The following is a 25,993-nucleotide window of genomic DNA, read 5'->3' on the forward strand; positions in this document are numbered from 1 at the left end:
CCCCGGCCCCGTCCGCTCGTCCGCACCCACCCCTGGAGACCTGGCATGACCCTGCTCGCCGCTGCCCCGACCACGCCCGCCGCACTCGACGGCGGCGTCCTCGACCTCGAGCGCCTGGAGCCGACCATCGGCGCCCGGGTCCACGGCGTCGACCTCGCCCGCGCCACCGACGAGCAGGTCCGGGCCATCCGGGCCGCGCTCGCCGAGTACAAGGTGCTGTTCTTCGCCGGCCAGCACGACCTGCACCCCGACGGCCAGATCGCCCTCGGCCGCCGGCTGGGCGAGGTCACCGAGTCGCACCCGGTCGTCCCGGGCGTCGACGAGGAGCACCCGGAGATCTACGCGCTCGACAGCGCGACCGGCGGCTTCGCCGACGTCTGGCACACCGACGTCACCTTCGTGCACCGGCCGCCGCTGGGATCGGTCCTGCGGGCCGTCGTCCTCCCGCCCACCGGCGGTGACACCCAGTGGGCCGACCTGGAGCTGGCCTACCGCTCGCTCAGCGAGCCGGTACAGCGCCTGGCCGACCAGCTCGTCGCGGTGCACGACGGCACCCGCGAGTTCGGCTACTACATCGCCCAGCGCGAGGAGCGCACGAAGTGGGAGGGCGAGGAGTACCGCGCCCTCGTCCCCGTCTCGCACCCGGTCGTGCGCGTGCACCCCGAGACCGGCCGCAAGGGGCTGTTCGTCAACCCCGGCTTCGTCTCGCACATCGAGGGGGTCTCCGAGGCCGAGAGCCGGTACCTGCTCGACCTCTTCTACGCGCACATCACCAAGCCGGAGCACGTCGTGCGGCACCGCTGGTCCGTCGGTGACGTCGTGATGTGGGACAACCGGTCGACGGTGCACTACGCCAACCGCGACTACGGCGACCAGCGCCGTGTCATGCACCGCATCACCCTCCGGGGCGACGCCCCGGTCGGACCCGCCGCCGTCTGACCCCGGCCGCCGCCCTCCTCCGACCGATCGCGGTACGAGGCGCAGGCTCCCCCAGGGGGCCTGCGCCTCGTACTGTGCCCCCACCTGCTGCGGCCCGTCCGGGCCCACGTCCCCAGGAAGAGGACCCCATGCAGCGCACTCCCCTCCGCCCCCGCACCTCCGCCGTGGCGCTCACCGCCCTCCTGGCCGCAGCCCTCGCCGGGTGCACGAGCGAGGAGGCGGGCTCCGGCGCCAGCGGCGGCGGTGGCGGTGGCGGTGGCGACGGCGTCACCGTCCAGACCGCCCAGTTCAGCTGGACCGCCGCCGGCCTGACCAACGGCATCCTGGGCGAGATCGCCGCCGACAACCCCGACCTCGGCGTCGCCTCGCTGGCGACCACCCAGCTCGACCCCGCCGCCGCCTGGGCCGGCGCCGCGCGCGGTGACATCGACCTGCTCACCGAGGTGGCGCTGCCCAACCAGCAGGAGCTGGCCGACTCGGCCGCCGACCGGGTCGAGATCGTCTCGGAGACCTACGGCGACGCCGCGCAGGGCTGGTTCGTGCCGGCCTACGCCGTCGAGCCGGGCGGGCCGCTGGAGGGGCTGACCAGCGTCACCCAGCTCAACGACTACGCCGAGCAGCTCGGCAACAAGTTCTACGACGCCGACCCCGGCTACATCACCACCGAGCAGAACGCCAAGCGGCTCGCGGGCTACGGCATCGAGCTGGAGCACGTCGTCTCCAGCGAGGCCGCCGAGCTCGCGCAGCTGGAGAACAGCTACAGCCGCGAGGAGCCGATCGTGCTGTACCTGTACCACCCGCACGCGGTGTTCGCGCAGTACGACATGGTGCAGCTCGAGGAGCCCACGCCCTACACCGACGGCTGCCTCACCGAGGGCGACGGCGCCTGCGCGATGCCCTCCTACAGCGCCAACATCGCCGCCAGCAACGAGCTGCGGGACCAGGCCCCGGGCTTCGTCGAGCTGCTGACGAACTTCCGCATCTCCGTCGAGGAGATGGAGGAGATGCAGAAGCAGGTCGACGTCGACGGCGAGGACGTGGCCACGGTGGCGCGCGAGTGGGTCGACTCCCACGGCGACCAGATCGACGAGTGGATCGGCTGACGTGACCGCGCCGGTGCTGCGCGTCTCGGGCCTGACCAAGGTCTTCGGGGCGCGGGAGCAGGAGGCCCTGCGGCTGGCCGGGGAGGGGCTCGGGCGCGACGAGATCCAGCGGCGCACCGGGGCGACGCTCGCCGTCCACGACGTCAGCTTCGCCGTCGAGCGCGGTGAGCTCTTCGTCGTCATGGGGCTGTCGGGCTCGGGCAAGTCCACGCTGGTCCGCCTGCTCAACCGGCTCATCGAGCCCAGCGCCGGCACCGTGGAGGTCGAGGGCCGGGACCTGCGGGCGCTCGACGACGCGCAGCTGCGCGCGGTGCGCAACGAGAAGATGAGCATGGTCTTCCAGCACTTCGCGCTGATGCCGCACCGCACGGTCCGGGAGAACGCGGCCTACGCGCTCAAGGTCCGCGGCGCGAGCGCGGCCGAGCAGCGCGAGCGGGCGGACTGGGCGCTGGGGACGGTCGGGCTGCTCGAGCGGGCCGAGGCCCGGCCGGCCGAGCTGTCCGGCGGCATGCGCCAGCGCGTGGGCCTGGCCCGCGCGCTGGCCGCCGACTCGGAGGTGCTGCTCATGGACGAGCCGTTCTCCGCGCTGGACCCGCTGATCCGCCGCGACATGCAGGACCTGCTGGAGCGGCTCCAGGCGGAGCTGGCGAAGACGATCGTGTTCATCACCCACGACCTCAACGAGGCCATGCGGCTCGGCGACCGGATCCTCATGCTCAAGGACGGGCGGACGGTCCAGCTCGGCACCGGGCCGGAGATCATCTCGGCGCCGGCCGACGACTACGTCGCCGACTTCACCTCCGACGTCGACCGGACCCGGGTGCTCACCGCCGGCGACCTGCTGCGCGAGCCGCGGCTGACCGCCCGGCTCGGCGACGCCCCCGGCGACGCGCTCCGGGCGCTGGGCGCGGCCGAGGCCAACGGCGTCTACGTCCTCGACGGTGACGGGCGGATCGCCGGCGTCGCCCGCGACGACCTGCTCGCCCGCGCGGTGCAGGAGGGCCGGTCCGCCCTCGGCCCGCGCGAGCTGGTCGCCGACCACGCGACCATCGCGGCCGACCGCCCGGTCGTCGAGTTCGTGCACCTGGTCGGGCGGCACCCCGTGCCGCTCGGCGTCGTCGACGACGCCGGGCGGCTGCTCGGCGTCGTCCCGCGGGCCGCGGTGCTCGACGCGCTGTCGGCCGTCCCGGTCCGGGGGAGGCGCCCGTGATCCCGCACATCCCGCTCGGCCAGTGGGTCGCCGACCTCATCGACTGGCTGCTCGCGACCGTCCCGTGGCTGTTCGACGCCATCTCCAACGTCATGCAGGTCCTCGTGGACCGGCTCACCGACGTGCTGGTCTCCCCGCCGCCGGTGGTGTGGATCGTGGTGTTCACGGTGCTCGCCCTGCTGCTGCGCGGCCCGTGGCTGGCGCTCTACACCGTGCTGGCGTTCCTGCTGGTGGTGTCGCTGGAGCTGTGGGTCGAGACGATGCAGACCCTCGCGCTGGTGCTGGTGGCGGCGGTCATCGCCGCGGCGATCGGGATCCCGCTCGGGATCCTGGCGGCCCGCTCCCGGGCGGTGAGCATGACGGTCCGGCCGGTGCTGGACTTCATGCAGACGCTGCCGGTGTTCGTCTACCTGATCCCCGCCGTCTTCTTCTTCGGCGTGGGCGTCGTGCCGGGCGTCGTGGCGACCATCCTGTTCGCCATCCCGCCGGGCGTGCGGCTGACCGAGCTGGGCATCCGGCAGGTCGACCGCGAGGTGGTCGAGGCGGCGCAGGCCTTCGGCGCCCGCCCGGGGCAGGTGCTGCGCGAGGTGCAGCTGCCGCTGGCGCTGCCGTCGATCATGGCCGGCGTCAACCAGGTGATCATGCTGGCGCTGTCCATGGTGGTCACCGCCGGCCTGCTCGGCGCGGCCGGCCTGGGCGCGGTGGTGGTGCGGGCGGTCACCCAGCTCGACGTCGCCAGCGGCTTCGAGGGCGGCCTGGCCGTGGTCCTGCTGGCCATCTTCCTCGACCGGCTGACCGCGTCCTTCGGGCAGCAGACCGCCCTGTCGCGCATGCTGCGCCTCCGCCGCCGGCCCGCCGAGCGGGCTCCGTCGGAGCGGGCCGGCGAGCCCGAGGTCGCGTCGTCGCCCGCCGGTGCGCGCGTGACCACCTGACGGCGGCCGCGTCAGTCGGCGAGCCGCATCCCTCGGGCGTCAGAGGGGCGCGTGGAGCGGAACGCGCCTCTCCGCGACCATGGGTGCGACCGGGTGGCCGGACACGAGTTCCAGGGGGCGAAGTGGCGGATGTCGATCGAGTGGCGGTGTTGATCGACTGCGACAACATCAGTTGGCAACTCGGCGGTGCCGTCTTGGCTGAGGCGGCCAAGAAGGGCACGTTGGGGATCAAGCGCGGGTACGGGGACTGGTCGAGCCCCTACCTGAGCGGCTGGAAGGACCAGCTCTCGGAGCTCGCCATCCAGCCCGTCCAGCAGTCGGCCTACATCGCGGGCAAGAACGCCACGGACGCGGCGCTCATCATCGACGCGATGGATCTCCTGTACTCCGGCAACGTCGACGTCTTCTTCCTCGTCTCGAGCGACAGTGACTTCACGCGCCTGGCCATGAGACTGCGAGAGTCAGGACGACGCGTCTACGGCATCGGGGCTCAGAAGACGCACGTCTCCTTCCAGAACGCGTGCGACCGGTTCACCTTCACCGAGGTCCTCACCGGACATGCCGCGGACGGGCTCGGCGCCACGAGCGGCGATGAGTCGTCCACCACCGTCGACCCTGACCGCCCTGCGGGTGCGACGACTCCCGTGTGGGACGAACGACTCGACAGGTCAGCCGTACCCGACATCGAGGAGGTCCTCGTGCCGGCCCTCCTGGCCACGGTTCGCGACGACGGCTGGGCGCCTCTCTCGACAGTGGGCGCCTACATCGTCAACAACCACCCGTCGTTCGACTCCCGGAACTACGGCTTTCCTCGGCTGGGGATGCTCGTCGGCAGCCTGGACTTCGTGAAGGTGAAGGGGGTCCCCGGTCCCGACGGTTCGTCCCATCCCTGGGTCGGCCTGAAGGAGCAGGTGTCCGAGGGGCGGGCGGAGACGACGAAGTAGCCGACGCGGCGCGGGGGCACTCGCAGCCAGCGGCTCCTCGAACCACCACCGGACGTCGCGACGCCCAGCAGGCTGCTGAGCAGTTCGACGGCCGGTCCCTGCGATGACGCGGGTGGGTGGACGCGCGACTCGGGGCGACGTCGGAGCAGATCGGTCCGTCAGTCGGCGAGCTCGACCACCACGGGGGCGTGGTCGCTGGCGCCCTTGCCCTTGCGCTCCTCGCGGTCGATGAGCGCCCCGCTCACCCGGGCCGCCAATGGCGGGGTGCCGAGCACGAAGTCGATCCGCATGCCCTCGCGGCGGGGGAAGCGCAGCTGCGTGTAGTCCCAGTACGTGTAGACGCCGGGACCGGGGGCCAGCGGCCGGACGACGTCGGCGTACCCGGCGTCGACGACGGCGCGGAACGCCTCCCGCTCGGGCACCGAGACGTGGGTCGAGTGCGCGAAGACGCTCATGTCCCACACGTCGTCGTCCTGGGGGGCGATGTTCCAGTCGCCGACCAGCGCGACCTGCGCGGCCGGGTCGGCGGCCAGCCAGCCGCCGGCGGCGGTGCGCAGCGCGGCCAGCCACTCGAGCTTGTAGTCGTAGTGCGGGTCGCCGAGCTGCCGGCCGTTGGGGACGTACAGGCTCCACACCCGCACCCCGCCGCAGGTGGCGCCCAGCGCGCGGGCCTCGGCGGCCGGCTCGGCACCCTCCTTGGCCGCCCACGTCGGCATGCCGGGGAAGCCCACCTCGACGTCGGCCAGCCCGACCCGGGAGACGACGGCGACGCCGTTCCACTGCGAGTGGCCGACGTGCGCCACCTCGTAGCCGAGCTCGGTGAACCGCTCCTCGGGGAACTGGTCGTCGCGGCACTTGGTCTCCTGCAGCGCCAGGACGTCGACGTCGCGGCGCTGCAGCCAGGCCGTCACCCGGTCGACCCGGGTCCGGATGGAGTTGACGTTCCAGGTGGCGAGGCGCACGGTTCCCGAGCCTAGGTGGCACCGGTGATGACCGGCGGAGCCCGTCCGGACACCCCGCGTGACCAGGGGAGACGCACCTCACGCCCGTTCGGGTGCCCGGGGTCGGTCCGGGGTAGGGAGACGCCCGTGACCGCCAGCCGAGAGTGGGATCATGGCCGGATGACCAGGACCCGTGGGAGCGAGACGAGCCGACCGGGTGCACCCCGGGTGCGTCCGTGAGCGACGACGTCACCCGCCCGATCGGCGACGCGCCGCCCCTCCCGCCGGTGCCCGGGAAGGAGGGGGCCTCCCGCCAGGGGCGCACCCGCCGGCAACGGCGCGAGTCGCGGTCCCTCGCGGCGGTGCTCGGCCTGACCGCCGCCAACGCCGTCGTCCCCGGGACCGCGTTCCTGGCCTCCGGACGGCGCCGCCTCGGCGCGGTCGTCCTGGTCCTGTTCGTGCTGCTCGTCGGCGCCGGCGTCTGGCTGGCCACCGCCGGCCGGCGCACCGCGGTGCGGCTGGCGGTCGACTCCACGTCGCTGAACTGGATCCTCGCCGCGCTGGTCGTGCTGGCGGTCGCCTGGGCCGCCGTCGTCGTCACCGGCTACCGGTCGCTGCTGCCGCGGCACAGCTCCGCCCCGCGGCACGCCGTCGGCGCCGTCCTGGTGGCCCTCCTGGTCGCGGGGATCGCCTACCCGGCCTACCGGGTCGGGGAGGTCGCGGTGGCGCAGCGGGGCCTGCTCGACGGCCTGTTCGCCGACGACCGCGAGTCGGCCACCGTCGAGGACACTCCCGACCCGTTCGGCAGCAAGGACCGGGTGAACGTCCTGCTCCTGGGCGGCGACGGCGGCGAGGGCCGCGAGGGCGTGCGCACCGACACCGTCATCGTCGCCAGCATCGAGACCGAGACCGGTGAGACGACGCTGTTCAGCCTGCCGCGGAACCTGGAGGACCTGCCCTTCCCGGCCGACAGCCCGCTGGCGGAGATCTACCCCGAGGGCTTCGAGTCCGGCAGTGAGAGCGAGAGCCTGCTCAACTCCGTCTACCGCAACGGGCCGGCCGACCACCCGGACGTCCTCGGCTCCACCGACGATCCCGGCGCGGACTTCCTCAAGCTCGGCGTCGGCGAGGCGCTCGGCCTGGACATCGACTACTTCGTGCTGGTCAACCTCGACGGGTTCAGCCGGCTGGTCGACGCGCTCGGCGGCATCACGGTCAACGTCAACTACTACGTGCCGATCAACGGCATCACCGGTGAGGAACTGCCCGACGACTACATCGCGCCCGGGCGCGACCAGCACCTCGACGGGTACCTCGCCCTGCAGTTCGCCCGCGGCCGGTACGGGCTCACCGACTACGACCGCATGGACCGGCAGCGCTGCACCATCAAGGCGATCGTCGACGAGGCCGACCCGATCACCCTGCTCGAGCAGTACCAGGAGCTGGCCGCGACGACGCAGGACATCGTCAGCACCGACATCCCGCGGTCGGCGCTCGACGACTTCGTCGACCTGGCGTTCCTGGTCAAGGACGCCGAGATCCGCAGCGTCGTCTTCGACACCAGCCTGATCGACCCCGCCTACCCGGACTACGACCGGATGCGCCAGATCGTGCGCGACTCGCTCGACCCCGCCACGACGTCGGCCCCGCCGCCGGCGCCGGGTGACTCGGCGGCCGGCGCCGACGGCGACACCGGCGGGAGCCTGACCCCGGCGCCGCCGCCGGCCGCGCCGGCCACCGACGTCGGGGACGCCTGCGCCTACGACCCCGCCCAGGCCGAGGCGGCCCTCGCCGCCGGTGAGCCGCCGAGCCGCAACGGCTGAACGGAGGACCCGGCGGTCACGTCACCCGGTGTGGCTCGCGATCTGGACGAGGTTGCCGCAGGTGTCGTCGAGGACGGCGGTGGTCACCGGGCCCATCTGGAGGGGCTCCTGGGTGAACCGCACGCCCAGGGCCTTGAGCCGCGCGGTCTCGGCGTGCACGTCGGCGACGGTGAAGGAGTTGTAGGGGATCCCGTCGGCCACCAGCGCCTCCTTCCACGGCCGCGCCGCGGGGTGGGCGTCGGGCTCGAGGACCAGCTCGACGCCGTCGGGCGCCTCGGGCGAGACGACGGTCAGCCAGCGGTGCTCGCCGAGCGGCACCTCGGTCTTCTTCACGAAGCCGAGCACCTCGGTGTAGAAGCGCAGCGCCTTCTCCTGGTCGTCGACCAGCACGCTGGTCAGGGTGATCCGCACGGGCCCTCCTCCGTGTCCAGCCGCCACCTCTCGACGATGGCGCGCAGCGGCGCGGTGTCCAGGTGGTGGAACTTGTAGCGACCCTCCCGCCGGGTCCGGACCAGACCCGCCTGCTCGAGGACCTCGAGGTGCTGGGAGACGGCCTGGCGCGACGAGCCCACCCCGTGCCGCTGGATCAGCCGGGCGCACAGCTCGAACAGCGTCTGGCCGTCCCGGTCCTGCAGCTCGTCGAGCAGTGCGCGCCGGGTCGGATCAGCGAGGGCCCTGAACACGTCGCCCACGGCCGGACGATACGCAAGTAGACACTTGCCTGTCCAGGGCCGCGGCGTCTGGTTGGCTCGGGCGGGGAGCCGGTCCGGGGACCGGCGGGAACGGAGGCGACATGGGCGGCGGACCGGCACGGCCCGGGGACGGCGGGACGACGGCGCGGCGCGAGCGGCTGGTGGCGCTGCTCGTCCTCGGCATCGGGGTGGTGCTGCTGCTGTCCTCGCCGACCTGGTTCGCCAGCGACCGGGGCGGCGTCGGCGTCTCCCAGCTGTTCGTGGGCGTCGTCCTGCTCGCCGTCGGCGCCCTCCTCCTGCGGCGGTCGCGCTCGGCCCGCTGACGTTGCGGCGCCGGGGTGACCGGCACCACACTCCGGGGGACCCAGCGGGCCCCAGGACGGAGGACGCACGTGAAACTGGAGAAGCGGCACCTGCTCGAGATCCTGCGCACCGAGGGCGACCACCACACCGCGGACGCGGTGGAGAGCCGGTTGCCCGACGAGATCGACACCGACCGGGACGCCGACGCGCTGTCCGGCGTCGGCCTGGACCGCACCCAGTTGCTCGCCAAGCTGGCCGCCGGGGGCTTCGGGACGACACTGTCCCCCTGAGCCGCCCAGGACGTGCGACGGGCCGGCACCCCGCAGGGGTGCCGGCCCGTTCGGCGTTCCGCGGTCCTCAGCCCACGTACGGACGCTCGCGGGCGAGCTCCTCCTTGGCCACCGAGCGCAGGTGCACCGCGTCCGGGCCGTCGGCGATGCGCAGCGTGCGGGCCGAGGCGTAGAAGCGGGCGAGCACGGTGTCGTTGCTGACGCCGGCGCCGCCGTGCACCTGGATGGCCCGGTCGATGACGTCGCAGGCGACGTTCGGCGCGATCACCTTGATGGCGGCGATCTCGGTGCGGGCGCCCTTGGCGCCGTACTTGTCGATCAGGTCGGCGGTGCGCAGCACCAGCAGCCGGGCCTGGTCGATCTCCATGCGCGAGCGGGCGATGGTCTCGCGGACCGTGCCCTGCTCGGCCAGCGGCCGGCCGAAGGCGACCCGCTTCTGCGCGCGGTCGACCATGAGCGCCAGCGCCCGCTCGGCCATGCCGAGGGCGCGCATGCAGTGGTGGATGCGGCCGGGGCCCAGCCGCGCCTGGGCGATCATGAAGCCGTCGCCCTCGCCGGCGAGGATGTTGCCCACCGGCACCCGGACGTCGGTCAGCCGCATCTCGGAGTGGCCGTGCTGGTCCTGGTACCCGAACACCGGCAGGTGCCGGATGATCTCCAGGCCCGGGGTGTCGCGCGGCACCAGGACCATCGACTGCTGCCGGTGCGGGGCGCCGTCGGGGTCGGTCTTGCCCATGAGGATGAAGATCTGGCAGCGCTCGTCGGCGGCGCCGCTGGTCCACCACTTGCGGCCGTTGATCACGTACTCGTCGCCGTCGCGGACGATCGACGTCTGGATGTTGCGGGCGTCGGAGGAGGCGACGTCGGGCTCGGTCATCGCGAACGCCGAGCGGATCTCGCCCTCGAGCAGCGGCTCGAGCCAGCGCTGCTTCTGTTCGGGCGTCCCGAACATCATCAGCGTCTCCATGTTGCCCGTGTCCGGGGCGCCGCAGTTGGTGGCCTCGGGGGCGATCGTGGGCGACCAGCCCATGATCTCGGCGACCGACGCGTACTCGAGGTTGGTCAGCCCCCCGAGCTCGTGGTGGAAGAGGTTCCAGAGGCCGCGGGCGCGGGCCTCCTTCTTCAGCACCTCGAGCACCGGCGGGTGCTCGTGGTTGTCGTGGCCGCGCTCGGCGCGCCACGCCTCGTACACGGGCTCGGCGGGGAAGACCTGCTCACGCATGAAGTCCCACATCCGGCCGCAGACGTCCTCGGCTCGGGCGGAGAGGGCGAAGTCCATGCGTCGGAAGGTAGCCCGCCGCGTGACCGGCGTCGCACGGGGGTGGCGCGCCGTCCGGGTCCGGAGACGGCGGGGGCCGCGGATCAGGCGCGGGAGGCGCGGACGGCCGAGTTGACCGGGCCGAGCGCGATCACCAGGCCGACGACGGCGGTGGCGATGTGCAGGACGTTGTCGGCGGCGTTGACGTTGAGGAAGTCCCAGTCCTCGCCGATCGCGAGCAGGCCGTAGACGAAGGCCGCGCCGTAGCCGACGGCGAGCAGCCAGCCGTAGGTGCGGGCGCCGGCCAGCGTGCGCGACAGCAGGATGCCGGCCAGGCCGATCACGACGTGCACGACGTTGTGCAGCGGGTTGATCATGAAGAACAGGAGCATCTCGTCCTGCCCGTTCCCGGCGAAGCCGTCGAAGCCGGTGATGAAGAAGCCGACGATGCCGACGAGCAGGTAGACGACGCCGAAGGCGAGCGCGAGCGTCTGGGGCCAGGCCATCGCCGGCCGGGCGCCGGTGTTCCCCGTGGTGGCCATTGGTTCCTCCGTGTGTGGGTGGGTCGCCGCCTCGCGGCGGGCACTGGTTGTCGCCTACCCCGGGGTGACGGTCGGTAACGAGACTCCCTCGTCCGGAGGAGGGTCGTTGCCGGATCGTCACCGTCGCGGCGTGCGGTGCACCCGGTCTTCGGACGCCGCGGCCGATCCGGTTCGCCGGTCACCCGGTGGAGGGGGGAACGCGCAGGGCCCCGCGCCGGCGGCGCGGGGCCCTGCGGGAGGGAGCGGTCAGGGGCGCGGCGTCCGCCTCGGCCGGCGGACGACGAACGGGCCGATGGCCAGCAGGTCGACCGGGGCCGAGCCGAAGCACTCCAGGGCGTCGCGGGGGTCGTCGACCATCGGCCGCCCGGCGGTGTTGAGGCTGGTGTTCACCACCACGGGCAGCCCGGTGCGCCGCTCGAACGCCGAGATCATCCGGTGCACCAGCGGCTCGGTCTCCGGGTCGATGGTCTGGATGCGCGCGGTGCCGTCGACGTGGGTGACCGTGGGGATGCGGTCCTTCCACTCCGGGGCGACGTCGTGCACGAACAGCATGTACGGCGAGGGGATCGGCCCGCGGCTGAAGATCTCCGGCGCCTTCTCCACCAGCACCATCGGCGCCACGGGGCGGAACTGCTCGCGGCCCTTGACGTCGTTCATCCGCTCGAGGTTGGCCTCGAACCCGGGGTGGGCGAGCAGGGAGCGGTGGCCCAGCGCCCGCGGGCCGTACTCGCTGCGCCCCTGGAACCAGGCCACGATCCCGTTGTCGGCGAGCACCTCGGCGACGGCCTCGGCGACGTCGTCGGGGCGCTCGTAGTCGATGGCGGCGGTCCGCAGCCAGCGCTCGATCTCGTCGTCGCTCCAGCCGCGGCCCAGCGCCGCACCCGGCATCGGCTCGGTGCGCTCGCCGAGCTCGGCGGCGACGTGCAGGGCGGCGCCGAGGGCCGTGCCGGCGTCACCGGCGGCCGGCTGCACCCAGACCTGCTCGAACGGGCTCTCGGCGAGGATGCGGGTGTTGGCCACGCAGTTGAGCGCGGTGCCGCCGGCCATCGTGAGGGTCTTCTCGCCGGTCTGCTCGTGCACCCAGCGGGCGAGGTCGACCAGCACCTCCTCCAGCCGCGTCTGCACGCTGGCGGCGAGGTCGGCGTGGTCCTCGGTCCACTGCTCGTCCTTGCCCAGGCGCGGCGCGAACTCGGAGAAGTCGATCCGCTCGGTCACGAAGCCGCCGTCGCCGGTGGCGCGGATGAGCTCGGACAGCTCGCCGAGGAAGCGCGGCTTGCCGTAGGAGGCCATCGCCATGACCTTGAACTCGTCGGAGCTGCGCAGGAAGCCCAGGTGGTCGGTGAGCTCCTCGTACATCAGTCCCAGCGAGTGCGGCAGTGCCTGCCCGGCGAGGATCTCCAGCTGCCCGTCGACGTAGCGGCCGGCGAGGTGGCTGTGCGCCTCGCCGCGGCCGTCGAGCACCAGGACGGCGTTGTCGCGCTGCGGCGCGGCCTTGCCGGCGGAGGCCGCGTGCGCGACGTGGTGCTTGACGAAGCGGACCTTGGCGGGGTCCAGGCCGGGGAGGGCGTGCGCGAGGAAGTCCGGCGCCATCTCGGCGTACCGCTTGCGCATGGTGTCGCCGTCGTCGAACAGGCCCGAGTCCTCCGGCGTGCCCATGAGGGCCGGGTCGAAGGAGTAGGCGACGGCGTCGAGCTCCTCGGGGCGGATGCCGGCGTGCTTCAGGCACCACGCGGCGGACAGCTCGGGCAGCTCCCAGGCGCTCCACGGCAGGGGGCGCTTGCCGTGCTTGCGCCGGCTGAAGCGTTCCTCCTCGGCCGCGGCCACGACCTTCCCGTCGACGACGAGCGCCGCCGCCGGGTCGTGGTAGATGGCGTTGATGCCGAGGACCTTCACGTGCGCTCTCCTCCCGCACCGGGCGACGCACCCGCTGCACTGGCCTTGATCATCGACTCGTCCCTGCAGTCCCGCAGGGCGAGCCCCCGATGCGGTGACGGCCCCCGGGTTCCCGCCCGGCTAGAGGGGCGGGCGGCGGCTGCCCCAGTCCGTCGCCGACTCGTAGGTCTGGCCCACGCGCAGCACGCCCGCCTCGTCGAAGGGCCGGCCGATGACCTGCAGCCCGATCGGGAGCCCGGACGAGGTGAACCCGCACGGCACCGACAGTGCCGGCAGGCCGGTGATGTTGCCCGGGGCCGAGTGGCCGACCCAGGCGTCGATCACCGCCTTCTCCCTCCCGCCGGGGAAGGTGAACGTCTGCTGTCCCACCTCGGCCGCGGCGGCGGGCAGGGTCGGGCACACGAGCGCGTCGATGCCCTCGAAGGCGCGGCGGAACGCCTGCTGCACCAGCGTGCGGACGCGCAGCGCCTTGATGTACTGCGTGGCGAGCACCGTCTCGCCGGCCTCGAGGAAGACCCGGACGTCGTCGGTGTAGAGGCCCCCGGACTCCCGCAGCATCTCCTGGTGGTAGGCGCTCGCCTCGGGCACGAGGACCCCGAACTCGACGGCCATCATCTGGTCGGCGTAGGGGATCTCCACCTCCCGCAGCCGGGCCCCCTGGGCCTCGAGGACGCCGATGGCCTCCCGGACGGCCGCCTCCACCTCCGGGTCGACGTCGTCGAAGAAGTAGTTGGCCGGGACGCCGAGCGTCAGGCCGCCGACCCCGGCGTCCAGGTCCGCCGTGTAGTCGGGGACCGGCTCCCGGGCGGAGCCCGGATCGCGGGCGTCGAAGCCGGCGATCGCCTGCAGCGTCAGGGCCGCGTCGCGCACCGTGCGGGTGAGCGGTCCGGCGTGGTCGAGCGACCAGCACAGGGACGTGATGCCGTGGCGGGGCACCCGGCCGTAGGTCGGCTTGAGGCCGACGGTGCCGCACACCGACGCCGGGATGCGGATCGAGCCGCCGGTGTCGGTACCCATCCCCACCAGGCACTCCCCGGCGGCCACGGCGGCGCCGGACCCGCCGCTGGAGCCACCCGGCACGCGACCGGTGTCCCAGGGGTTGCGGGTCGTCGGCGTCAGCACGCCGTAGGCGAACTCGTGGGTGTGCGTCTTCCCCACCACGACCGCGCCGGCGTCGCGGAGCCGGGCCACGCAGGCCGAGTCCTCCGTCGCGACGTGCTCGGACCGGACCGCGGAACTGGAGGTGGTCGGCAGGCCCGCGACGTCGTAGAGGTCCTTGATCCCCACCGGGATGCCGTGCAAGGGCCCGCGGTGGTCGCCGCCGGCGATCTCCCGCTCCGCCTGCCGTGCCGCCTCCAGCGCCTGCTCGGCGGTGACGACGACGAAGGCGTTCAGCCGGTCCTCGACCGCCTCGATGCGGTCGAGCACGGACTGCACGAGCTCGACCGGGGACAGCGTGCGCTGCTCGATCCGGCGGGCGGCCTCGGCGATGCTGAGCTCGGAGGGCTGCACGTCCTCACGCCCAGCGCGCGTCGAAGGCGGCGGCCGGGGGCGTCTCACCCACGGCGATCCCGTCGAGGCTGTCGTAGAGCCCCAGCACCATGGTCACGGCCGGACCCGCCGCGGCCCGCCGCTCGGTGCTGAGGTCCAGGCGGGCGTGCGCGAGCAGCTGGTCGAACGCCTCGTCGCCGAGCGGCGACCGGTCTGTCGAGGCCACGGGCCACCTCTTCCGGGTCGGGTGTGACGAGGGGCACAGCATGCCCGAGGCCGGGCGCTCAGGCGCCGCGGACCTGCAGGAGGTCGTTCTCCTCGACGGCCTTGAGCGCCAGGGTCTTGTAGCCGACCTCCTCGAACAGGACGACGACGCGGTCGTCCTCCACCCGCATGACCACGCCGGGGCCCCACTCGGTGTGCGTCACGGGGGTCTCGGGGGCGAACGGGGTGTCGCCGTCGCCGCCGGCCGGCTGCTCCTGGGAGGTGCCGGCCGAGCAGTTGTCGCAGTTGCCGCAGGGCTCCTCGAGCTGCTCGCCGAAGTAGCCGAGCAGGTACTGGCGGCGGCACCCGGTGGTCTCGGCGTAGCCGCGCATCATCTCGACGCGGCTCTGGTCGACCCGCTCGTGGTGCTCGGCGAGCTCGCGCGCGGCGGCGGCCGCCTCGCCGGGGGCTGGCGCGCCCTCGGCGGGGTGCGCGGCGCCCTCCTCGTCGAGGACGACGGCCGACACCTGCTCGAGCAGGTTAAGGTCGCGGGCCAGCGGGGTGGCGCCGCGCCCGGTTTCCTCGCGCAGCCTCCGCACGTCGACGCCGTCCTCGACGCCGGCGGCGGGCGCGGCGGCGACCAGCCCGGCGACCTGCTGCAGCTCCTCCTCGGCGGGGGCGCCGGCGGCGAAGAAGCGGCGCAGGCCGAGGTCCTCCTGCCGGTAGACCAGCACCGCGAGCGCGGGGTCGCCGTCGCGGCCGGCCCGGCCGATCTCCTGGTAGTAGCTGTCGATCGAGTCGGCGGGCTCGGCGTGGACGACGAACCGGGTGCCGGGCTTGTCGATGCCCATCCCGAACGCCGTGGTGGCGACGACGACGTCGAGCTCGTCCTCCATCCACGCGCGCTGGGTGTCCTCGCGCTCCCCCTTCCTGAGGCCCGCGTGGTACGGCCGCGCCCGCAGCCCGCGCTCGGTGAGCGCCTCGGCGACCTCGAGGGTGCCCTTGCGGGTGGCGCTGTAGACGATGCCGGGGCCGCGTCCGGCCTCCACCTCGGCGGCCGTGCGGTCGAGGACGGCGTTGCGCTTGGCGGTGGCGTCGGCGTGGTGGTCGACCTCGAGCCGGATCTCCGGCCGGTCGAACCCGGCGACGACGACCTCGGGGTCGCGCATCGACAGCCGCTCGACGATCTCGGCGCGCACCGGCGGGGCCGCGGTGGCGGTCAGGGCGAGGACCGTCGGGTGGTCCAGCTGCTCGACCACCTGCCCCAGCCGCAGGTAGTCGGGGCGGAAGTCGTGGCCCCAGGCCGAGACGCAGTGCGCCTCGTCGACGACGAACAGCGCCACCCCGGCCTCGCGGATCGCGTCGACCACCTCGGGCTTGGTCAGCTGCTCGGGGGCGAGGAGGAGGAAGCGGACCGTCCCGTCGGCCAGGCCCTCGAGCGCGGCGCGCTGGTCGCCGGCGGACAGGCTGGAGTTGAGCTGCGCGGCGCGGCCGGCGTCGTCGCCGAGCTCCTCCAGCCGCTCCACCTGGTCGCGCTGCAGGGCGATCAGCGGCGAGACGATGACGACCGGCCCGTCGAGCAGCTGCCCGGCGACCTGGTAGACCGCGCTCTTCCCGGCGCCGGACGGCAGCACCGCCAGCGTGTCCCGCCCGGACAGCACGGCCTGCATGGCCCGTTCCTGGCCGGGGCGGAACTCCTCGAAGCCGAGGACGTCGCGGGAGACCTCGCGCAGGCGGCGGGTGCGGACCGCGGCCGAGCCGCCGGCGGGGTTGTCGCTGGGGGTGCGTGACACCGGCTGCCGCTGCCCGGGCGCCGTGATCGGCAAACGGGACCCGGGGTGTCGGCATCCCCACGGCGGCGCGGTGTGTGCACACGCCGCGCACGTAGGGTCCCCGGCGTGAGCGCGAGCTACCGGATCGCCGAGGCCGCGACGCTGCTCGGGGTCAGCGACGACACGGTGCGCCGGTGGATCGACAGCGGCCGGCTGCCGGCGTCGCGCGAGGGCGGCGGCCCGGCGCACGTCGACGGCGCCGACCTCGCCCGCCTGGCCACCGAGCTGCACGAGGCGCCCGAGCCCGGCACCACCCGCGGCTCCTCGGCGCGCAACCGGCTCGCCGGCATCGTCACCCGGGTGCTGCGCGACACGGTCATGGCGCAGGTGGAGATCCAGGCCGGGCCGTTCCGGCTGGTCTCGCTCATGTCCCGCGAGGCGGCCGACGAGCTGGGCCTCGAGGTCGGCGTCCGCGCGGTCGCCACCGTCAAGGCGACGCAGGTGAGCGTCGACGTCCCGTAGGAGGTCCGCACCTGCGGATCCGGAGGGGCTAGTGTCCCGCGCATGCGGGGACGACGGGTCGGTGCGGTGCTGGCCGCGGTGGCGCTCGGCGCCGCCGGGTGCGGGGGAGGGGCCGGCGCGAGCCCGGCCCGGGACGACGGCGGCCCCACCGGCACGCTCACCGTCTTCGCCGCCGCCTCGCTGACCGACGTCTTCACCGACCTCGGGCAGCGGCTGGAGGAGGAGCACGCCGGGCTGACCGTGCAGTTCAACTTCGCCGGCAGCTCGGCACTGGCCACCCAGCTGACCCAGGGCGCCCCGGCCGACGTCTTCGCCTCGGCCAACGGCACCCAGATGTCGGTGGTCACCGACGCCGGCCTCGCCGACGGCGACCCGGCCGTGTTCACCGCCAACGTCCTGCAGGTCGCCGTCCCCGCGGGCAACCCGGCGGGCGTCACCGGGCTCGCCGACTTCGCGCGCGAGGACCTCGCGATCGCCGTCTGCGCGCCGGAGGTGCCCTGCGGCGCGGCCGCGGAGGACGTCTTCGCCGCCGCCGGTGTGACGCCGCGCCCGGACACGCAGGAGGAGGACGTCCGCGCCGCGCTGACCAAGGTGGAGCTCGGCGAGGTCGACGCCGCGCTGGTCTACGCCACCGACGTGGTCGCCGCCGGGGACGCCGTCGAGGGCGTGTCCGTCCCCGAGGCGGAGGACGCGGTCAACGACTACCCGCTGTGCACGCTGGCCGGCGCCCCGAACCCGGAGGCGGCGCGGGCCTTCGTCGACCTGGTCCTGTCCGAGGAGGGGCAGCGCGCGCTCGCGGACGCGGGCTTCCGGGCGCCGTGAGGCGGGCCCGCACGCCGGCGCCCCTGCTGGTCCCCGCCGCGCTCGCCGTCGCCTTCCTCGTCCTGCCCCTGGCCGGGTTGCTCGTCCGCGCGCCCTGGCCGCAGGTGCCCGCGCTGCTCACCGAGCCGGGCGTCGGGCAGGCGCTGCGGCTGTCGCTGGTGTCCGCGACGCTGGCCACGCTGGTCTCCGTCGTCCTCGGCGTGCCGCTGGCCTGGGTGCTGGCCCGCTCCCGCGCTCGCGGGCGAGCGGTGCTGCGCGCCCTGGTGACCGTGCCGCTGGTGCTCCCCCCGGTGGTCGGCGGCGTCGCGCTGTTCCTCGTGCTGGGCCGCCAGGGGATCGTCGGGCGCTGGCTCGACGAGGCGTTCGGGATCACGATCCCGTTCACCACCGCCGCGGTGGTGATCGCCGAGACGTTCGTGGCGATGCCGTTCCTCGTGGTCAGCGTCGAGGGGGCGCTGCGGGCCGCCGACGCCCGGTTCGAGGACGCCGCCGCCACCCTCGGCGCCGACCGCTGGACCACCTTCCGCCGGGTCACCCTGCCGCTGGTGGCGCCGGGCGTCGCGGCCGGCGCGGTGCTGTGCTGGGCGCGGGCGCTGGGCGAGTTCGGCGCCACGATCACCTTCGCCGGCAACTTCCCCGGGACGACGCAGACGATGCCGCTCGCGGTCTACCTCGCCCTCCAGCGCGACCCGGACGCGGCGATCGTGCTGTCGCTGGTGCTGCTGGCCGTCTCGGTGGCCACCCTGCTGCTCCTGCGCGACCGCTGGCTGGGCCGCACGGGGGTGGTTCCGTGACCCTGGAGGCACGGGTCCGCGTCCGCCGCGGCCCGGTGACCGTCGACGTCGCCCTCGACGTGCCCGACGGCGAGGTGCTCGCCGTCCTCGGGCCCAACGGCGCGGGGAAGTCCACGCTCCTGCGGGTGCTGGCCGGCCTGCTGCCGCCCGACGGCGGGCGGGTCGTCGTCGACGGGACCGTGTGGGACGACGTCGACGCCGGCGTGCAGCTGCCCGCGCACCGGCGCCCGCTCGGGATGGTGTTCCAGGACCACCTGCTCTTCCCGCACCTGTCCGTGCTGGACAACGTGGCGTTCGGGCCGCGCACCCGCGGGGCGTCGAAGGCGCAGGCGCGCTGCGCCGCGGCCGCGTGGACCGAGCGCGTGGGCCTGGCCGGCCTCGGCGACCGGCGGCCCGCGCAGCTGTCCGGCGGGCAGGCGCAGCGGGCGGCCCTGGCCCGCGCGCTGGTCGGCGACCCGGCGCTGCTGCTGCTCGACGAGCCCCTGTCGGCGCTGGACGCCCGCACCCGGCTCGCCGTCCGCGCGGAGCTGCGCCGGCACCTGGCCGACTACGGCGGCAGCACCGTGCTGGTCACGCACGACCCGGTGGACGCCATGGCGCTGGCCGACCGGGTCGTGGTGGTGGAGGACGGCCGGGTGGTGCAGGCCGGGACGCCGGCCGACGTCAGCCGGCACCCCCGCACCGACTACGTCGCGCGGCTGGTCGGGCTGTCCCTGCTGCCGGGCACGGGGGAGGGGACGGCGGTGCGGCTCGACGGTGGCGGCGTGGTGGCGGTGGCCGAGGAGACCGCGGGGCCGGTGTTCGTCGCCGTCCGCCCGGAGTCGGTGGCGCTGTACCCGGTCCGGCCAGAGGGCAGCCCGCGCAACGTCTGGCCGGCGCGGGTGGCCGGGGCGACGCCGCACGGCGCCACGGTCCGCTGTGAGCTCGACGGCGAGGTGCCGCTGGTCGCCGACGTCACCGCGACCGCCTTCGCCGAGCTCGGGCTGGCCCCGGGCTCGCCGGTGTGGGCGGTGGTCAAGGCCTCCGAGGTCGCCGTCTACGCCCGCTGAGCGCGGTCCCGCCCGGTCAGCGGCGGGGCAGCGCCCGGCCGTCGGGGAGCCGGCGTCCGCTCAGCAGCGCGACCAGCGCGCCGGTGTCCGCGCGGACGACCGCGCCGTCCCCCCGGCTCCACGCCGTGTCGGTGGCCTCGAGGCGGACACCGGTCAGGTCGATCCCGAAGACCGCGCCGTCCGCGGCGGTGAGCGAGTCGAGGACGGCGGCGACGGCCCCGGCCGGCGCGACCGGCGGCCGGCCGAGGGCGACGGTCACGTCCAGGGAGTGGACGACGGCGTGGACGAGGGCGCCGGCCGCGCCGCCGCCCGGCGGCTGCCACGCGTGCAGCACCGGCGAGCGCAGGGCGTCCAGGAGCTCCGGGGCCGGCAGCGAGGCGTCGCGGGCCGCCACGGTGTCGGAGAGCACGGTGAAGTCCCCGCCCGCCGCCGCCATCTCGGCGCCGAACTGCTCGGCCGACAGCCGCGCCGGCATGGTCACGTGCGCCACCACGTGCCGGACCCGCCACCCGGCACACAGCGACGGGGCGTCCCAGGCGCCGTCCGCGTCGGCGGCCAGCAGGCCGGCGAGGCCGTCGTACGTGCGCGCCGTCCAGCCCTGGAGTCCCTGCACGTCCGTGTCCGCGGTCATCCCGTTCCCTCTCGTCGTCCGGTCGGAGCGCCCGTCGGAGGCGCCGTGAGGGAGACCGTGCCCGACACCGGGACTCATCGCCCCGCCCCGTGGACGGACCGCACCCCGCGCGGGGGAGGCTGGGGTCATGACGACGGTCGCCGGGCTGGTCCTCGCCGCGGGCGGGGGGCGGCGCTACGGCATGCCCAAGGCGCTGGTCGAGTACGACGGCAGCCTGCTGGTCGAGCGGGCGGTGCGGACGGCGCGCGCGGTGTGCGACCCGGTGCTCGTCGTCCTGGGCGCCCGCGCGGTCGACGTGTGGCGGACCGCCGACCTCAGCGGCGCGACCGTGCTCGCCAACCGCGACTGGGAGACCGGCATGGCCTCGAGCCTGCGCACCGGGCTGGACGGGCTGCGCGGCTGGCCGGGACGGGTCGACGCCGCTCTGGTCACCCTGGTTGACATGCCCGGGATGACCCCGGAGGCGCTGGCGCAGGTGGCCGCGCACGCCGCCCCGGACGCGCTGGCGGTCGCCACCTACGACGGCGTCCGCGGCCACCCGGTGCTGCTCGGGCGCGACCACTGGGCCGGGGTGGCCGCGACGGCGACCGGCGACGAGGGCGCCCGCCGCTACCTGGCCGCGCACCCGGTCACCGAGGTCGACTGCACGGGCCTCGCGGACCCGGTGGACCTCGACGTGCCGCCGGGCGGGGTAGCTTCGGCGCCGTGATCGCCCGGGTCGTCGACGAGCCGCTGTCGGTCGCCGAGCACGAGCAGGCGGTGGCCGACGCGGGTGCCGGCGCCGTCGTCTCCTTCTCCGGCGTCGTCCGGGACACCGACGGCGGCCGGTCGGTGACCGAGCTGGAGTACGTCGGCCACCCCACCGCCGCGGCGGTGATCACCGAGCTGGCCGAGGAGTTCGCCGCCCGCCCGGGGATCCGCGCGGTCGCGGTCTCCCACCGCGTCGGGCTGCTGGGCATCGGCGACGTCGCGCTGGCCTGCGCGGTCAGCTCGGCCCACCGCGGGGAGGCCTTCACCGCCTGCGCCGAGCTCGTCGACGAGGTGAAGAAGCGGCTGCCCATCTGGAAGCGCCAGGTGTTCACCGACGGCGACGAGGAGTGGGTGGCCTGCCCCTGAGGCAGGTCTCGTCCGGGTGTCGGTGCGGCCGGGTTCCTTGACCGGCCGGGGCGCGCGTGGCACAACGATGCCCACTCCAAGGGTGGGGTGGGGCTCCCCCCGTGTGCCCGCGCACAGCGGCCGGACGACAGCGAGGTTCCCGTGCCCGCGCCGGAGCGCGATCCCGTCCTCGAGGCGATGCCGCTGGGCTACATCGCCGTGGACGCCGACTGGCGGGTCGCCTACGTCAACGTCACCGGCGAGGCCGTGGTCGGCCGGACCTGGGAGCAGCTCGTCGGCACCTGCTTGTGGGCGTCGTTCCCCGCCGGCCGGGACGACGAGTTCGGCCGGGTCTACCGCGAGGTGATGGCCACCGGCACCCCGCGGAGCATCGAGGCCTACCACCCCGAGCCGCTCGACTCTTGGTTCGAGGTGCACGCCGTCCCGCTGCCGGCCGGCCTGGCCCTGTACTTCTCCGAGGTCACCGCCCGCCGGAGCGCGCAGGACCGGCTCGCGCTGCTGGCCCGGGTCGGCTCCGAGCTCACCGGCACCCTCGAGCTGGCGGAGGCGGTCCGCCGGATCCCGCGGCTGGTGGTGCCCGAGCTGGGGGAGGCCTGCCTGCTCACCGTGCTCGACGACGACGGCCGCCCGCGCGACCTGAGCTCCTGGCACGGCGACCCGGACCGCCGCGAGCTGCTGGCCCGCTACGCCGCCGTCCGGCTGCCCGGGATGCCGGCCGCCGCCCCGGTGGTCCGCGCGCTGGCGGGGGAGACGGTGGCGGCCGACGGCGCCGCGGTGCTCGCCGCGATCGAGGCCGAGGAGGCCGCCCGGCTCTACCGCGAGCTGGGCGCGCCCGCGGTGCTCGCCGTCCCGCTGCCCGGCCGGGAGCGGGTGATCGGCGCGCTGACCTTCCTCGCCGCCGGGAGCCGCAGCGCCGCGCGGGTGGACCCGCTCACCGCCCGCGAGGTCGCCGGCCGGGTGGGCCTGGCGCTGGACAACGTCCGGCTGTTCGCCCGCCAGCACCAGCTCGCCGAGGCGCTGCAGCGCAGCCTGCTCACCGACCCCCGCGGCTCCGGGCTCGGCGCGGTCGAGGTGCGGTACACCCCGGCGGCGGAGGCGGCGCGGGTCGGCGGCGACTGGTACGACGCCTTCCCGCAGCCCGGCGGGGCGACGACGCTGGTCATCGGCGACGTCGTCGGGCACGACACCGCCGCCGCGGCGGCGATGGGCCAGCTGCGCTCGCTGCTGCGCGGCATCGCCGCCTACAGCGACGCCGGCCCGGCCGAGGTGCTGCGCGGGCTGGACGAGGCGATGGCGACCCTCGGCGTGGACACCTACGCCACCGCTGCCGTCGCCCGCTTCGAGCGGGTGCCGGGCGAGGGCGCGGCCGGGCGGACGCGGATGTGCTGGTCCAGCGCCGGCCACCTGCCGCCGCTGGTCCTCGACCCGGCGGGCCGGCCGGTCGAGCTGCCCGCGCCCCCCGGTGACCTGCTGCTCGGCGTCGACCCGGCCGGCGCCCGCGCCGAGAGCGCCGTGGTCCTCGAGCCCGGCTCCACGGTGCTGCTGTTCACCGACGGGCTGGTCGAGCGGCGCGGCCTCGACCTCGACGCCGGGCTGGCCCGGCTGACCGGGGCCGTCACCGAGCTGGCCGGGCGGCCGCTCGACGAGCTGTGCGACGAGGTGATCGAGCGGCTCGTGCACGGCCGGCCCGAGGACGACGTCGCCCTCGTGGCCCTCCGCCTGGGGGACTAGCGGACCGGCGCCTGCCCGTCCTCGTCGGTCGGGCGGGCGTGCCCGTGCCCGTGCCCGTGACCGTGCCCGTGCGCGGCCTCCTCGGCGCGCTCCTCCTCCAGCTCGACCTCGCCCTCCAGCCGGTGGGCCTCGCCGGCCACCTGCGCGGCGGCGTCGCCGTGCGACTCGCCGTAGACCTCCTCGGCGCGCCCGAGCAGCTCCTCGGCCTTCGCCTTCGCCTTCTCGATGAAGCTCATCGCGCTCCCGTCCTCTCGGCGTTCCGGTGTGCGGAGTCCCGGTGTGCAGCATCCCGGATCTCGCCCACGAGCTCCTCCAGGATGTCCTCGAGCGCCACGACGCCGACCACGCGGCCGCCCTCGGTGACCGCGGCGAACTGGGCGCGGCCGGCCTGCATGACGCCCAGCGTGCGGCGCAGGTCGTCCTCGGCGGCCACCCGGGGCAGCGGCCGGGTGATGTCCCGGACCCGCGGCTCCGGCGCACCGTCGGCGACCAGCACGTCCTTGACGTGCACGTAGCCGAGCAGCTGCTCGCCGTCGGCCACCGGGAAGCGGGAGAAGCCGGTGGTGGCCGCGGCGCGCTCCACGGCGGCGATGTCGTCGCCCGGCGCGACCACGGTCAGCGCGGCCCGCGGGATGAGCACCGAGCGCGTGTCGCGCTCCTCCAGCTGCAGCGCGCCGGTGAGCAGCTCGTGGCCGCGCTCGTCGAGCAGGCCGCCGGCGCGGGACTCGTCGATCAGGCCGGCCACCTGGTCGCGGGTGAAGGCGCTGGTCACCTCGTCCTTGGGCTGCACGCGCAGCAGCCGCAGCGCCCCGTTGGCCAGCGCGTTGAGCGTCACGATCACCGGCTTGAGCACCGTGACCACGCCGGACAGCAGCGGGGCGAGGACCAGCGCCGCCCGGTCCGGGCCGGCCAGCGCCAGGTTCTTCGGCACCATCTCGCCGATCACCACGTGCAGCGCGACGACGACGGTCAGCGCGATGACGAACGAGATCGGGTGCACCAGCGCCTCGGGCACCGACAGCGCCTCGAACACCGGCTCGAGCAGGTGTGCCACCGCGGGCTCGCCGATGGCGCCCAGCCCCAGCGAGCAGACGGTGATGCCCAGCTGCGCGCCGGCCATCATCAGCGACACCCGCTCCATCGCGGCCAGCGTGGTGCGGGCGCGGCGGGAGCCGGCCTCGGCCAGCGGCTCGATGGAGGAGCGGCGCGCGGAGATCAGCGCGAACTCCGCGCCGACGAAGAACGCGTTGGCGAGCAGCAGCACGACGGCGACCAGCACGCCGACCCAGTCACCCACGGTCGTCCTCCTCGTCGTCGCCGGTGGTGGCCGGCAGGCCGCCGACGACGGCCCGCTCGACGCGGGTGCCGTCGACCCGCTCGACCTGCACCCACACGCCGGCCGGCAGCCCCTCGGCCTCGGCGGCGAGCTCCGGCGGCAGGGTGGGCCGCGCCTCGATCCGGTCGCCGACCTCGGGGATCCGGCCGAGCACGTGCAGCACCAGACCGCCGAGGGTCTCCCAGTGCCGGTCGGCCGGCACGGCCAGCCCGGTGGCCGCGGCGACCTCGTCCGGCCGCAGCAGCCCAGACACCGACCAGGTGCCGTCGCCGCGGTCGACGACGTCGTCGCCGGTCTCCTGGTCGTGCTCGTCGGTCAGGTTGCCGACGATCTCCTCCACGAGGTCCTCGATGGTCACCACGCCGTCGGTGCCGCCGTACTCGTCGACGACGACGGCCATCTGCAGCCCGCCGCGGCGCAGGTCGCCGAGCAGGTCGTCCAGCCGCCGGGAGGTCGGGACGAACAGCGGCGGCAGCATGACCGCCGAGACCGGGGTGGCGGCCCGCCGGTCGCGGGCGACGGCGAGGGCGTGTTTCACGTGGACCATCCCGACGACGTCGTCGACGCCGCCGTCGTCGACCACGGGGAACCGGGAGTGCCCCGAGTCCCGCGCGGCGGTGAGCACCTCGGCCACGGGGGCGTCGGCGGGGACGGTGGTCATGCGGGTGCGCGGGGTGGCCGCGTCGCTGGCGCGCAGCTCACCGAAGGCCAGCCCGCGCTCGAGCAGCACCGCGGTCTCGGCGGGCAGGGTGCCCTGCCGCCCCGAGCGGCGGACCAGCGAGGTGAGCTCCTCCGGCGAGCGGGCCGAGGCCAGCTCCTCCTGCGGCTCGACGCCGAACAGCCGGCGCAGCATCGCGTTGGCCCAGCCGTTGAGGAACCGGATGACCAGCGACGTCGCCCTGGTGAAGCCGCGCTGGAAGCCGGCGACGGCGCGGGCGGTGCGCAGCGGCTCGCTGATCGCCACGTTCTTGGGTACCAGTTCGCCGAACACCATGGTCAGCACTGTGGCCAGGACCAGGGCGAGGGTGATCGACACCGACCGGGCCGCGGCGCCGGACAGGCCGGCCGACTCCAGCGGCCCGCGCAGCAGCGCGGCGATGGAGGGCTCGGCGACGAAGCCGATGGCCAGGTTGGTGACGGTGATGCCGAGCTGGGCGCCGGACAGCTGGGTCGACAGCGTCCGCAACGCGGCGAGGACGCCGGCCGACCCGCGCACGCCGGCCTCGGTCTCGCGCTCGACGGTGGCCCGGTCGACGGTCACCAGGGCGAACTCGAAGGCCACGAAGGCGGCGCAGGCGAGCACCAGCAGGACGCCGACCAGGACCAGCAGCCACTCGATCACGGGAGGACCTCGGTGGCGGGGGAGGGCAGGGGAGGGCTCGTATGGTGAGGCTGGCTCACGAGGGGGCGGTCATCCTCCGGCGAAGGGGGGCAGCACGTCCACGACCGCCCCGGGCGACAGCTCCAACGCGCGGTCGCGGGTCTGCGTTCCGTCGACCAGGAACGAGCAGGCGGTGAGCACCCGTTCGAGGCGCTCGCCGTGGGCGTCCACGATCCGGCCGACCAGCTCCTGCAGCGTGCCGGCCTCGCAGGTCTCGGTGTCCACGCCGGCCGCGGCGCGGGCGCCGGCGAAGTAGCGCACGGTCACCGACACC

At 74.8% G+C, this 25,993-nt stretch carries 29 protein-coding genes and 1 pseudogene; 16 read left to right on the forward strand and 14 right to left on the reverse strand.

Annotated elements, in window-relative coordinates; all coding sequences use genetic code 11:
* The first annotated feature begins 45 nt into the window (after positions 1-45).
* The 5 genes from ACI79B_RS16665 to ACI79B_RS16685 all read left to right on the forward strand — a co-directional run bounded on the left by ACI79B_RS16665 (position 46) and on the right by ACI79B_RS16685 (position 5,128).
* The gene (locus ACI79B_RS16665; RefSeq protein ID WP_456927609.1) at positions 46-939 is read left to right on the forward strand and encodes a TauD/TfdA dioxygenase family protein; all 894 of its coding nucleotides are present in this window, start codon (positions 46-48) and stop codon (positions 937-939) included.
* Positions 940-1,067: 128 nt separating this feature from the next.
* The gene (locus tag ACI79B_RS16670) at positions 1,068-2,042 is read left to right on the forward strand and encodes a glycine betaine ABC transporter substrate-binding protein (protein WP_456927608.1); all 975 of its coding nucleotides are present in this window, start codon (positions 1,068-1,070) and stop codon (positions 2,040-2,042) included.
* A gap of 1 nt (position 2,043) precedes the next feature.
* Positions 2,044-3,252 carry a quaternary amine ABC transporter ATP-binding protein gene (locus tag ACI79B_RS16675; RefSeq protein ID WP_456927607.1) on the forward strand — a complete coding sequence of 403 codons (1,209 nt, stop codon included), beginning with the start codon at positions 2,044-2,046 and terminating at the stop codon, positions 3,250-3,252.
* A complete protein-coding gene (locus tag ACI79B_RS16680) occupies positions 3,249-4,184 on the forward strand; it encodes an ABC transporter permease (protein ID WP_456927606.1) in 936 nt (311 codons plus the stop codon). Before ACI79B_RS16675 ends, ACI79B_RS16680 begins: the two co-directional genes overlap by 4 nt.
* 140 nt (positions 4,185-4,324) lie before the next feature.
* Positions 4,325-5,128: an NYN domain-containing protein gene (locus ACI79B_RS16685; RefSeq protein WP_456927605.1), complete on the forward strand. Its 804-nt coding sequence runs from the start codon at positions 4,325-4,327 to the stop codon at positions 5,126-5,128.
* A 158-nt stretch (positions 5,129-5,286) separates the two neighbouring features.
* On the opposite strand, the gene ACI79B_RS16690 is transcribed toward ACI79B_RS16685, so the two are convergent.
* Positions 5,287-6,090: an exodeoxyribonuclease III gene (locus ACI79B_RS16690; protein WP_456927603.1), complete on the reverse strand. Its 804-nt coding sequence runs from the start codon at positions 6,088-6,090 to the stop codon at positions 5,287-5,289.
* 215 nt (positions 6,091-6,305) lie between these two features.
* Here ACI79B_RS16690 and ACI79B_RS16695 point away from each other — a divergent pair, with 215 nt between their 5' ends.
* Positions 6,306-7,892, forward strand: coding sequence for an LCP family protein (locus ACI79B_RS16695; protein ID WP_456927602.1), 1,587 nt, complete (start codon positions 6,306-6,308; stop codon positions 7,890-7,892).
* Between the two features lie 21 nt (positions 7,893-7,913).
* Here the strand turns inward: ACI79B_RS16695 and ACI79B_RS16700 are convergent, their stop codons facing one another.
* Both ACI79B_RS16700 and ACI79B_RS16705 read right to left on the reverse strand, forming a co-directional pair.
* On the reverse strand, positions 7,914-8,303 hold the full coding sequence (locus tag ACI79B_RS16700) for a VOC family protein (RefSeq protein ID WP_456927601.1): 390 nt from the start codon (positions 8,301-8,303) through the stop codon (positions 7,914-7,916).
* On the reverse strand, positions 8,288-8,584 hold the full coding sequence (locus ACI79B_RS16705) for an ArsR/SmtB family transcription factor (protein WP_456927600.1): 297 nt from the start codon (positions 8,582-8,584) through the stop codon (positions 8,288-8,290). The genes ACI79B_RS16700 and ACI79B_RS16705 overlap by 16 nt, the downstream gene beginning before the upstream one ends.
* A gap of 101 nt (positions 8,585-8,685) precedes the next feature.
* Between ACI79B_RS16705 and ACI79B_RS16710 the strand changes: the two genes are divergently transcribed.
* Together ACI79B_RS16710 and ACI79B_RS16715 are read left to right on the forward strand one after the other, a co-directional pair.
* Positions 8,686-8,907 carry a hypothetical protein gene (locus ACI79B_RS16710; RefSeq protein ID WP_456927599.1) on the forward strand — a complete coding sequence of 74 codons (222 nt, stop codon included), beginning with the start codon at positions 8,686-8,688 and terminating at the stop codon, positions 8,905-8,907.
* 69 nt (positions 8,908-8,976) lie between these two features.
* The gene (locus ACI79B_RS16715) at positions 8,977-9,177 is read left to right on the forward strand and encodes a hypothetical protein (RefSeq protein WP_456927598.1); all 201 of its coding nucleotides are present in this window, start codon (positions 8,977-8,979) and stop codon (positions 9,175-9,177) included.
* Between the two features lie 67 nt (positions 9,178-9,244).
* Here the strand turns inward: ACI79B_RS16715 and ACI79B_RS16720 are convergent, their stop codons facing one another.
* The 6 genes from ACI79B_RS16720 to ACI79B_RS16745 form a co-directional block, all read right to left on the reverse strand.
* A complete protein-coding gene (locus ACI79B_RS16720; RefSeq protein ID WP_456927597.1) occupies positions 9,245-10,456 on the reverse strand; it encodes an acyl-CoA dehydrogenase family protein in 1,212 nt (403 codons plus the stop codon).
* A gap of 83 nt (positions 10,457-10,539) precedes the next feature.
* Positions 10,540-10,977 (reverse strand): DUF4383 domain-containing protein, encoded by a 438-nt coding sequence (locus ACI79B_RS16725; protein ID WP_456930073.1) that lies wholly within the window; start codon positions 10,975-10,977, stop codon positions 10,540-10,542.
* A 246-nt stretch (positions 10,978-11,223) separates the two neighbouring features.
* Positions 11,224-12,870 carry a carbamoyltransferase family protein gene (locus tag ACI79B_RS16730; RefSeq protein WP_456930074.1) on the reverse strand — a complete coding sequence of 549 codons (1,647 nt, stop codon included), beginning with the start codon at positions 12,868-12,870 and terminating at the stop codon, positions 11,224-11,226.
* A gap of 120 nt (positions 12,871-12,990) precedes the next feature.
* A complete protein-coding gene (locus ACI79B_RS16735; protein WP_456930075.1) occupies positions 12,991-14,382 on the reverse strand; it encodes an amidase in 1,392 nt (463 codons plus the stop codon).
* A 4-nt stretch (positions 14,383-14,386) separates the two neighbouring features.
* Positions 14,387-14,587: a hypothetical protein gene (locus tag ACI79B_RS16740; protein ID WP_456930076.1), complete on the reverse strand. Its 201-nt coding sequence runs from the start codon at positions 14,585-14,587 to the stop codon at positions 14,387-14,389.
* Between the two features lie 58 nt (positions 14,588-14,645).
* On the reverse strand, positions 14,646-16,358 hold the full coding sequence (locus ACI79B_RS16745; RefSeq protein WP_456930077.1) for a RecQ family ATP-dependent DNA helicase: 1,713 nt from the start codon (positions 16,356-16,358) through the stop codon (positions 14,646-14,648).
* A gap of 105 nt (positions 16,359-16,463) precedes the next feature.
* Here ACI79B_RS16745 and ACI79B_RS16750 point away from each other — a divergent pair, with 105 nt between their 5' ends.
* From ACI79B_RS16750 to ACI79B_RS16770, 5 genes and pseudogenes are all read left to right on the forward strand, one after another.
* On the forward strand, positions 16,464-16,859 hold the full coding sequence (locus tag ACI79B_RS16750; protein WP_456930078.1) for a TOBE domain-containing protein: 396 nt from the start codon (positions 16,464-16,466) through the stop codon (positions 16,857-16,859).
* A gap of 42 nt (positions 16,860-16,901) precedes the next feature.
* A complete protein-coding gene (modA, locus tag ACI79B_RS16755) occupies positions 16,902-17,681 on the forward strand; it encodes a molybdate ABC transporter substrate-binding protein (protein ID WP_456930079.1) in 780 nt (259 codons plus the stop codon).
* Entirely contained in the window at positions 17,678-18,475 is a 798-nt protein-coding gene (locus tag ACI79B_RS16760) for an ABC transporter permease (RefSeq protein ID WP_456930080.1), read from the forward strand. Before modA ends, ACI79B_RS16760 begins: the two co-directional genes overlap by 4 nt.
* A gap of 29 nt (positions 18,476-18,504) precedes the next feature.
* Positions 18,505-18,948, forward strand: a pseudogene (locus tag ACI79B_RS16765) (ATP-binding cassette domain-containing protein); the annotation flags it as partial.
* A gap of 120 nt (positions 18,949-19,068) precedes the next feature.
* Entirely contained in the window at positions 19,069-19,524 is a 456-nt protein-coding gene (locus ACI79B_RS16770) for a TOBE domain-containing protein (RefSeq protein ID WP_456930123.1), read from the forward strand.
* Between the two features lie 16 nt (positions 19,525-19,540).
* On the opposite strand, the gene ACI79B_RS16775 is transcribed toward ACI79B_RS16770, so the two are convergent.
* Complete coding sequence (locus ACI79B_RS16775) at positions 19,541-20,155, reverse strand: maleylpyruvate isomerase family mycothiol-dependent enzyme (RefSeq protein WP_456930081.1); 615 nt, start codon at positions 20,153-20,155, stop codon at positions 19,541-19,543.
* Between the two features lie 127 nt (positions 20,156-20,282).
* Here ACI79B_RS16775 and ACI79B_RS16780 point away from each other — a divergent pair, with 127 nt between their 5' ends.
* The 3 genes from ACI79B_RS16780 to ACI79B_RS16790 all read left to right on the forward strand — a co-directional run bounded on the left by ACI79B_RS16780 (position 20,283) and on the right by ACI79B_RS16790 (position 23,002).
* Positions 20,283-20,864, forward strand: coding sequence for a nucleotidyltransferase family protein (locus tag ACI79B_RS16780; protein ID WP_456930082.1), 582 nt, complete (start codon positions 20,283-20,285; stop codon positions 20,862-20,864).
* Positions 20,861-21,271: a molybdenum cofactor biosynthesis protein MoaE gene (locus ACI79B_RS16785; RefSeq protein ID WP_456930083.1), complete on the forward strand. Its 411-nt coding sequence runs from the start codon at positions 20,861-20,863 to the stop codon at positions 21,269-21,271. The genes ACI79B_RS16780 and ACI79B_RS16785 overlap by 4 nt, the downstream gene beginning before the upstream one ends.
* 141 nt (positions 21,272-21,412) lie before the next feature.
* Positions 21,413-23,002, forward strand: coding sequence for a SpoIIE family protein phosphatase (locus ACI79B_RS16790; RefSeq protein ID WP_456930084.1), 1,590 nt, complete (start codon positions 21,413-21,415; stop codon positions 23,000-23,002).
* On the opposite strand, the gene ACI79B_RS16795 is transcribed toward ACI79B_RS16790, so the two are convergent.
* The 4 genes from ACI79B_RS16795 to ACI79B_RS16810 form a co-directional block, all read right to left on the reverse strand.
* Entirely contained in the window at positions 22,999-23,238 is a 240-nt protein-coding gene (locus ACI79B_RS16795) for a hypothetical protein (protein WP_456930085.1), read from the reverse strand. The two genes, ACI79B_RS16790 and ACI79B_RS16795, sit on opposite strands and share 4 nt — an antisense overlap.
* The gene (locus ACI79B_RS16800) at positions 23,235-24,299 is read right to left on the reverse strand and encodes a hemolysin family protein (protein ID WP_456930086.1); all 1,065 of its coding nucleotides are present in this window, start codon (positions 24,297-24,299) and stop codon (positions 23,235-23,237) included. The genes ACI79B_RS16795 and ACI79B_RS16800 overlap by 4 nt, the downstream gene beginning before the upstream one ends.
* The gene (locus ACI79B_RS16805; protein WP_456930087.1) at positions 24,292-25,680 is read right to left on the reverse strand and encodes a hemolysin family protein; all 1,389 of its coding nucleotides are present in this window, start codon (positions 25,678-25,680) and stop codon (positions 24,292-24,294) included. Before ACI79B_RS16805 ends, ACI79B_RS16800 begins: the two co-directional genes overlap by 8 nt.
* A gap of 69 nt (positions 25,681-25,749) precedes the next feature.
* The gene (locus ACI79B_RS16810; RefSeq protein ID WP_457000201.1) at positions 25,750-25,986 is read right to left on the reverse strand and encodes a MoaD/ThiS family protein; all 237 of its coding nucleotides are present in this window, start codon (positions 25,984-25,986) and stop codon (positions 25,750-25,752) included.
* Between the last annotated feature and the right edge of the window lie 7 nt (positions 25,987-25,993).

It is taken from the genome of Geodermatophilus sp. SYSU D00879 (assembly GCF_054050375.1).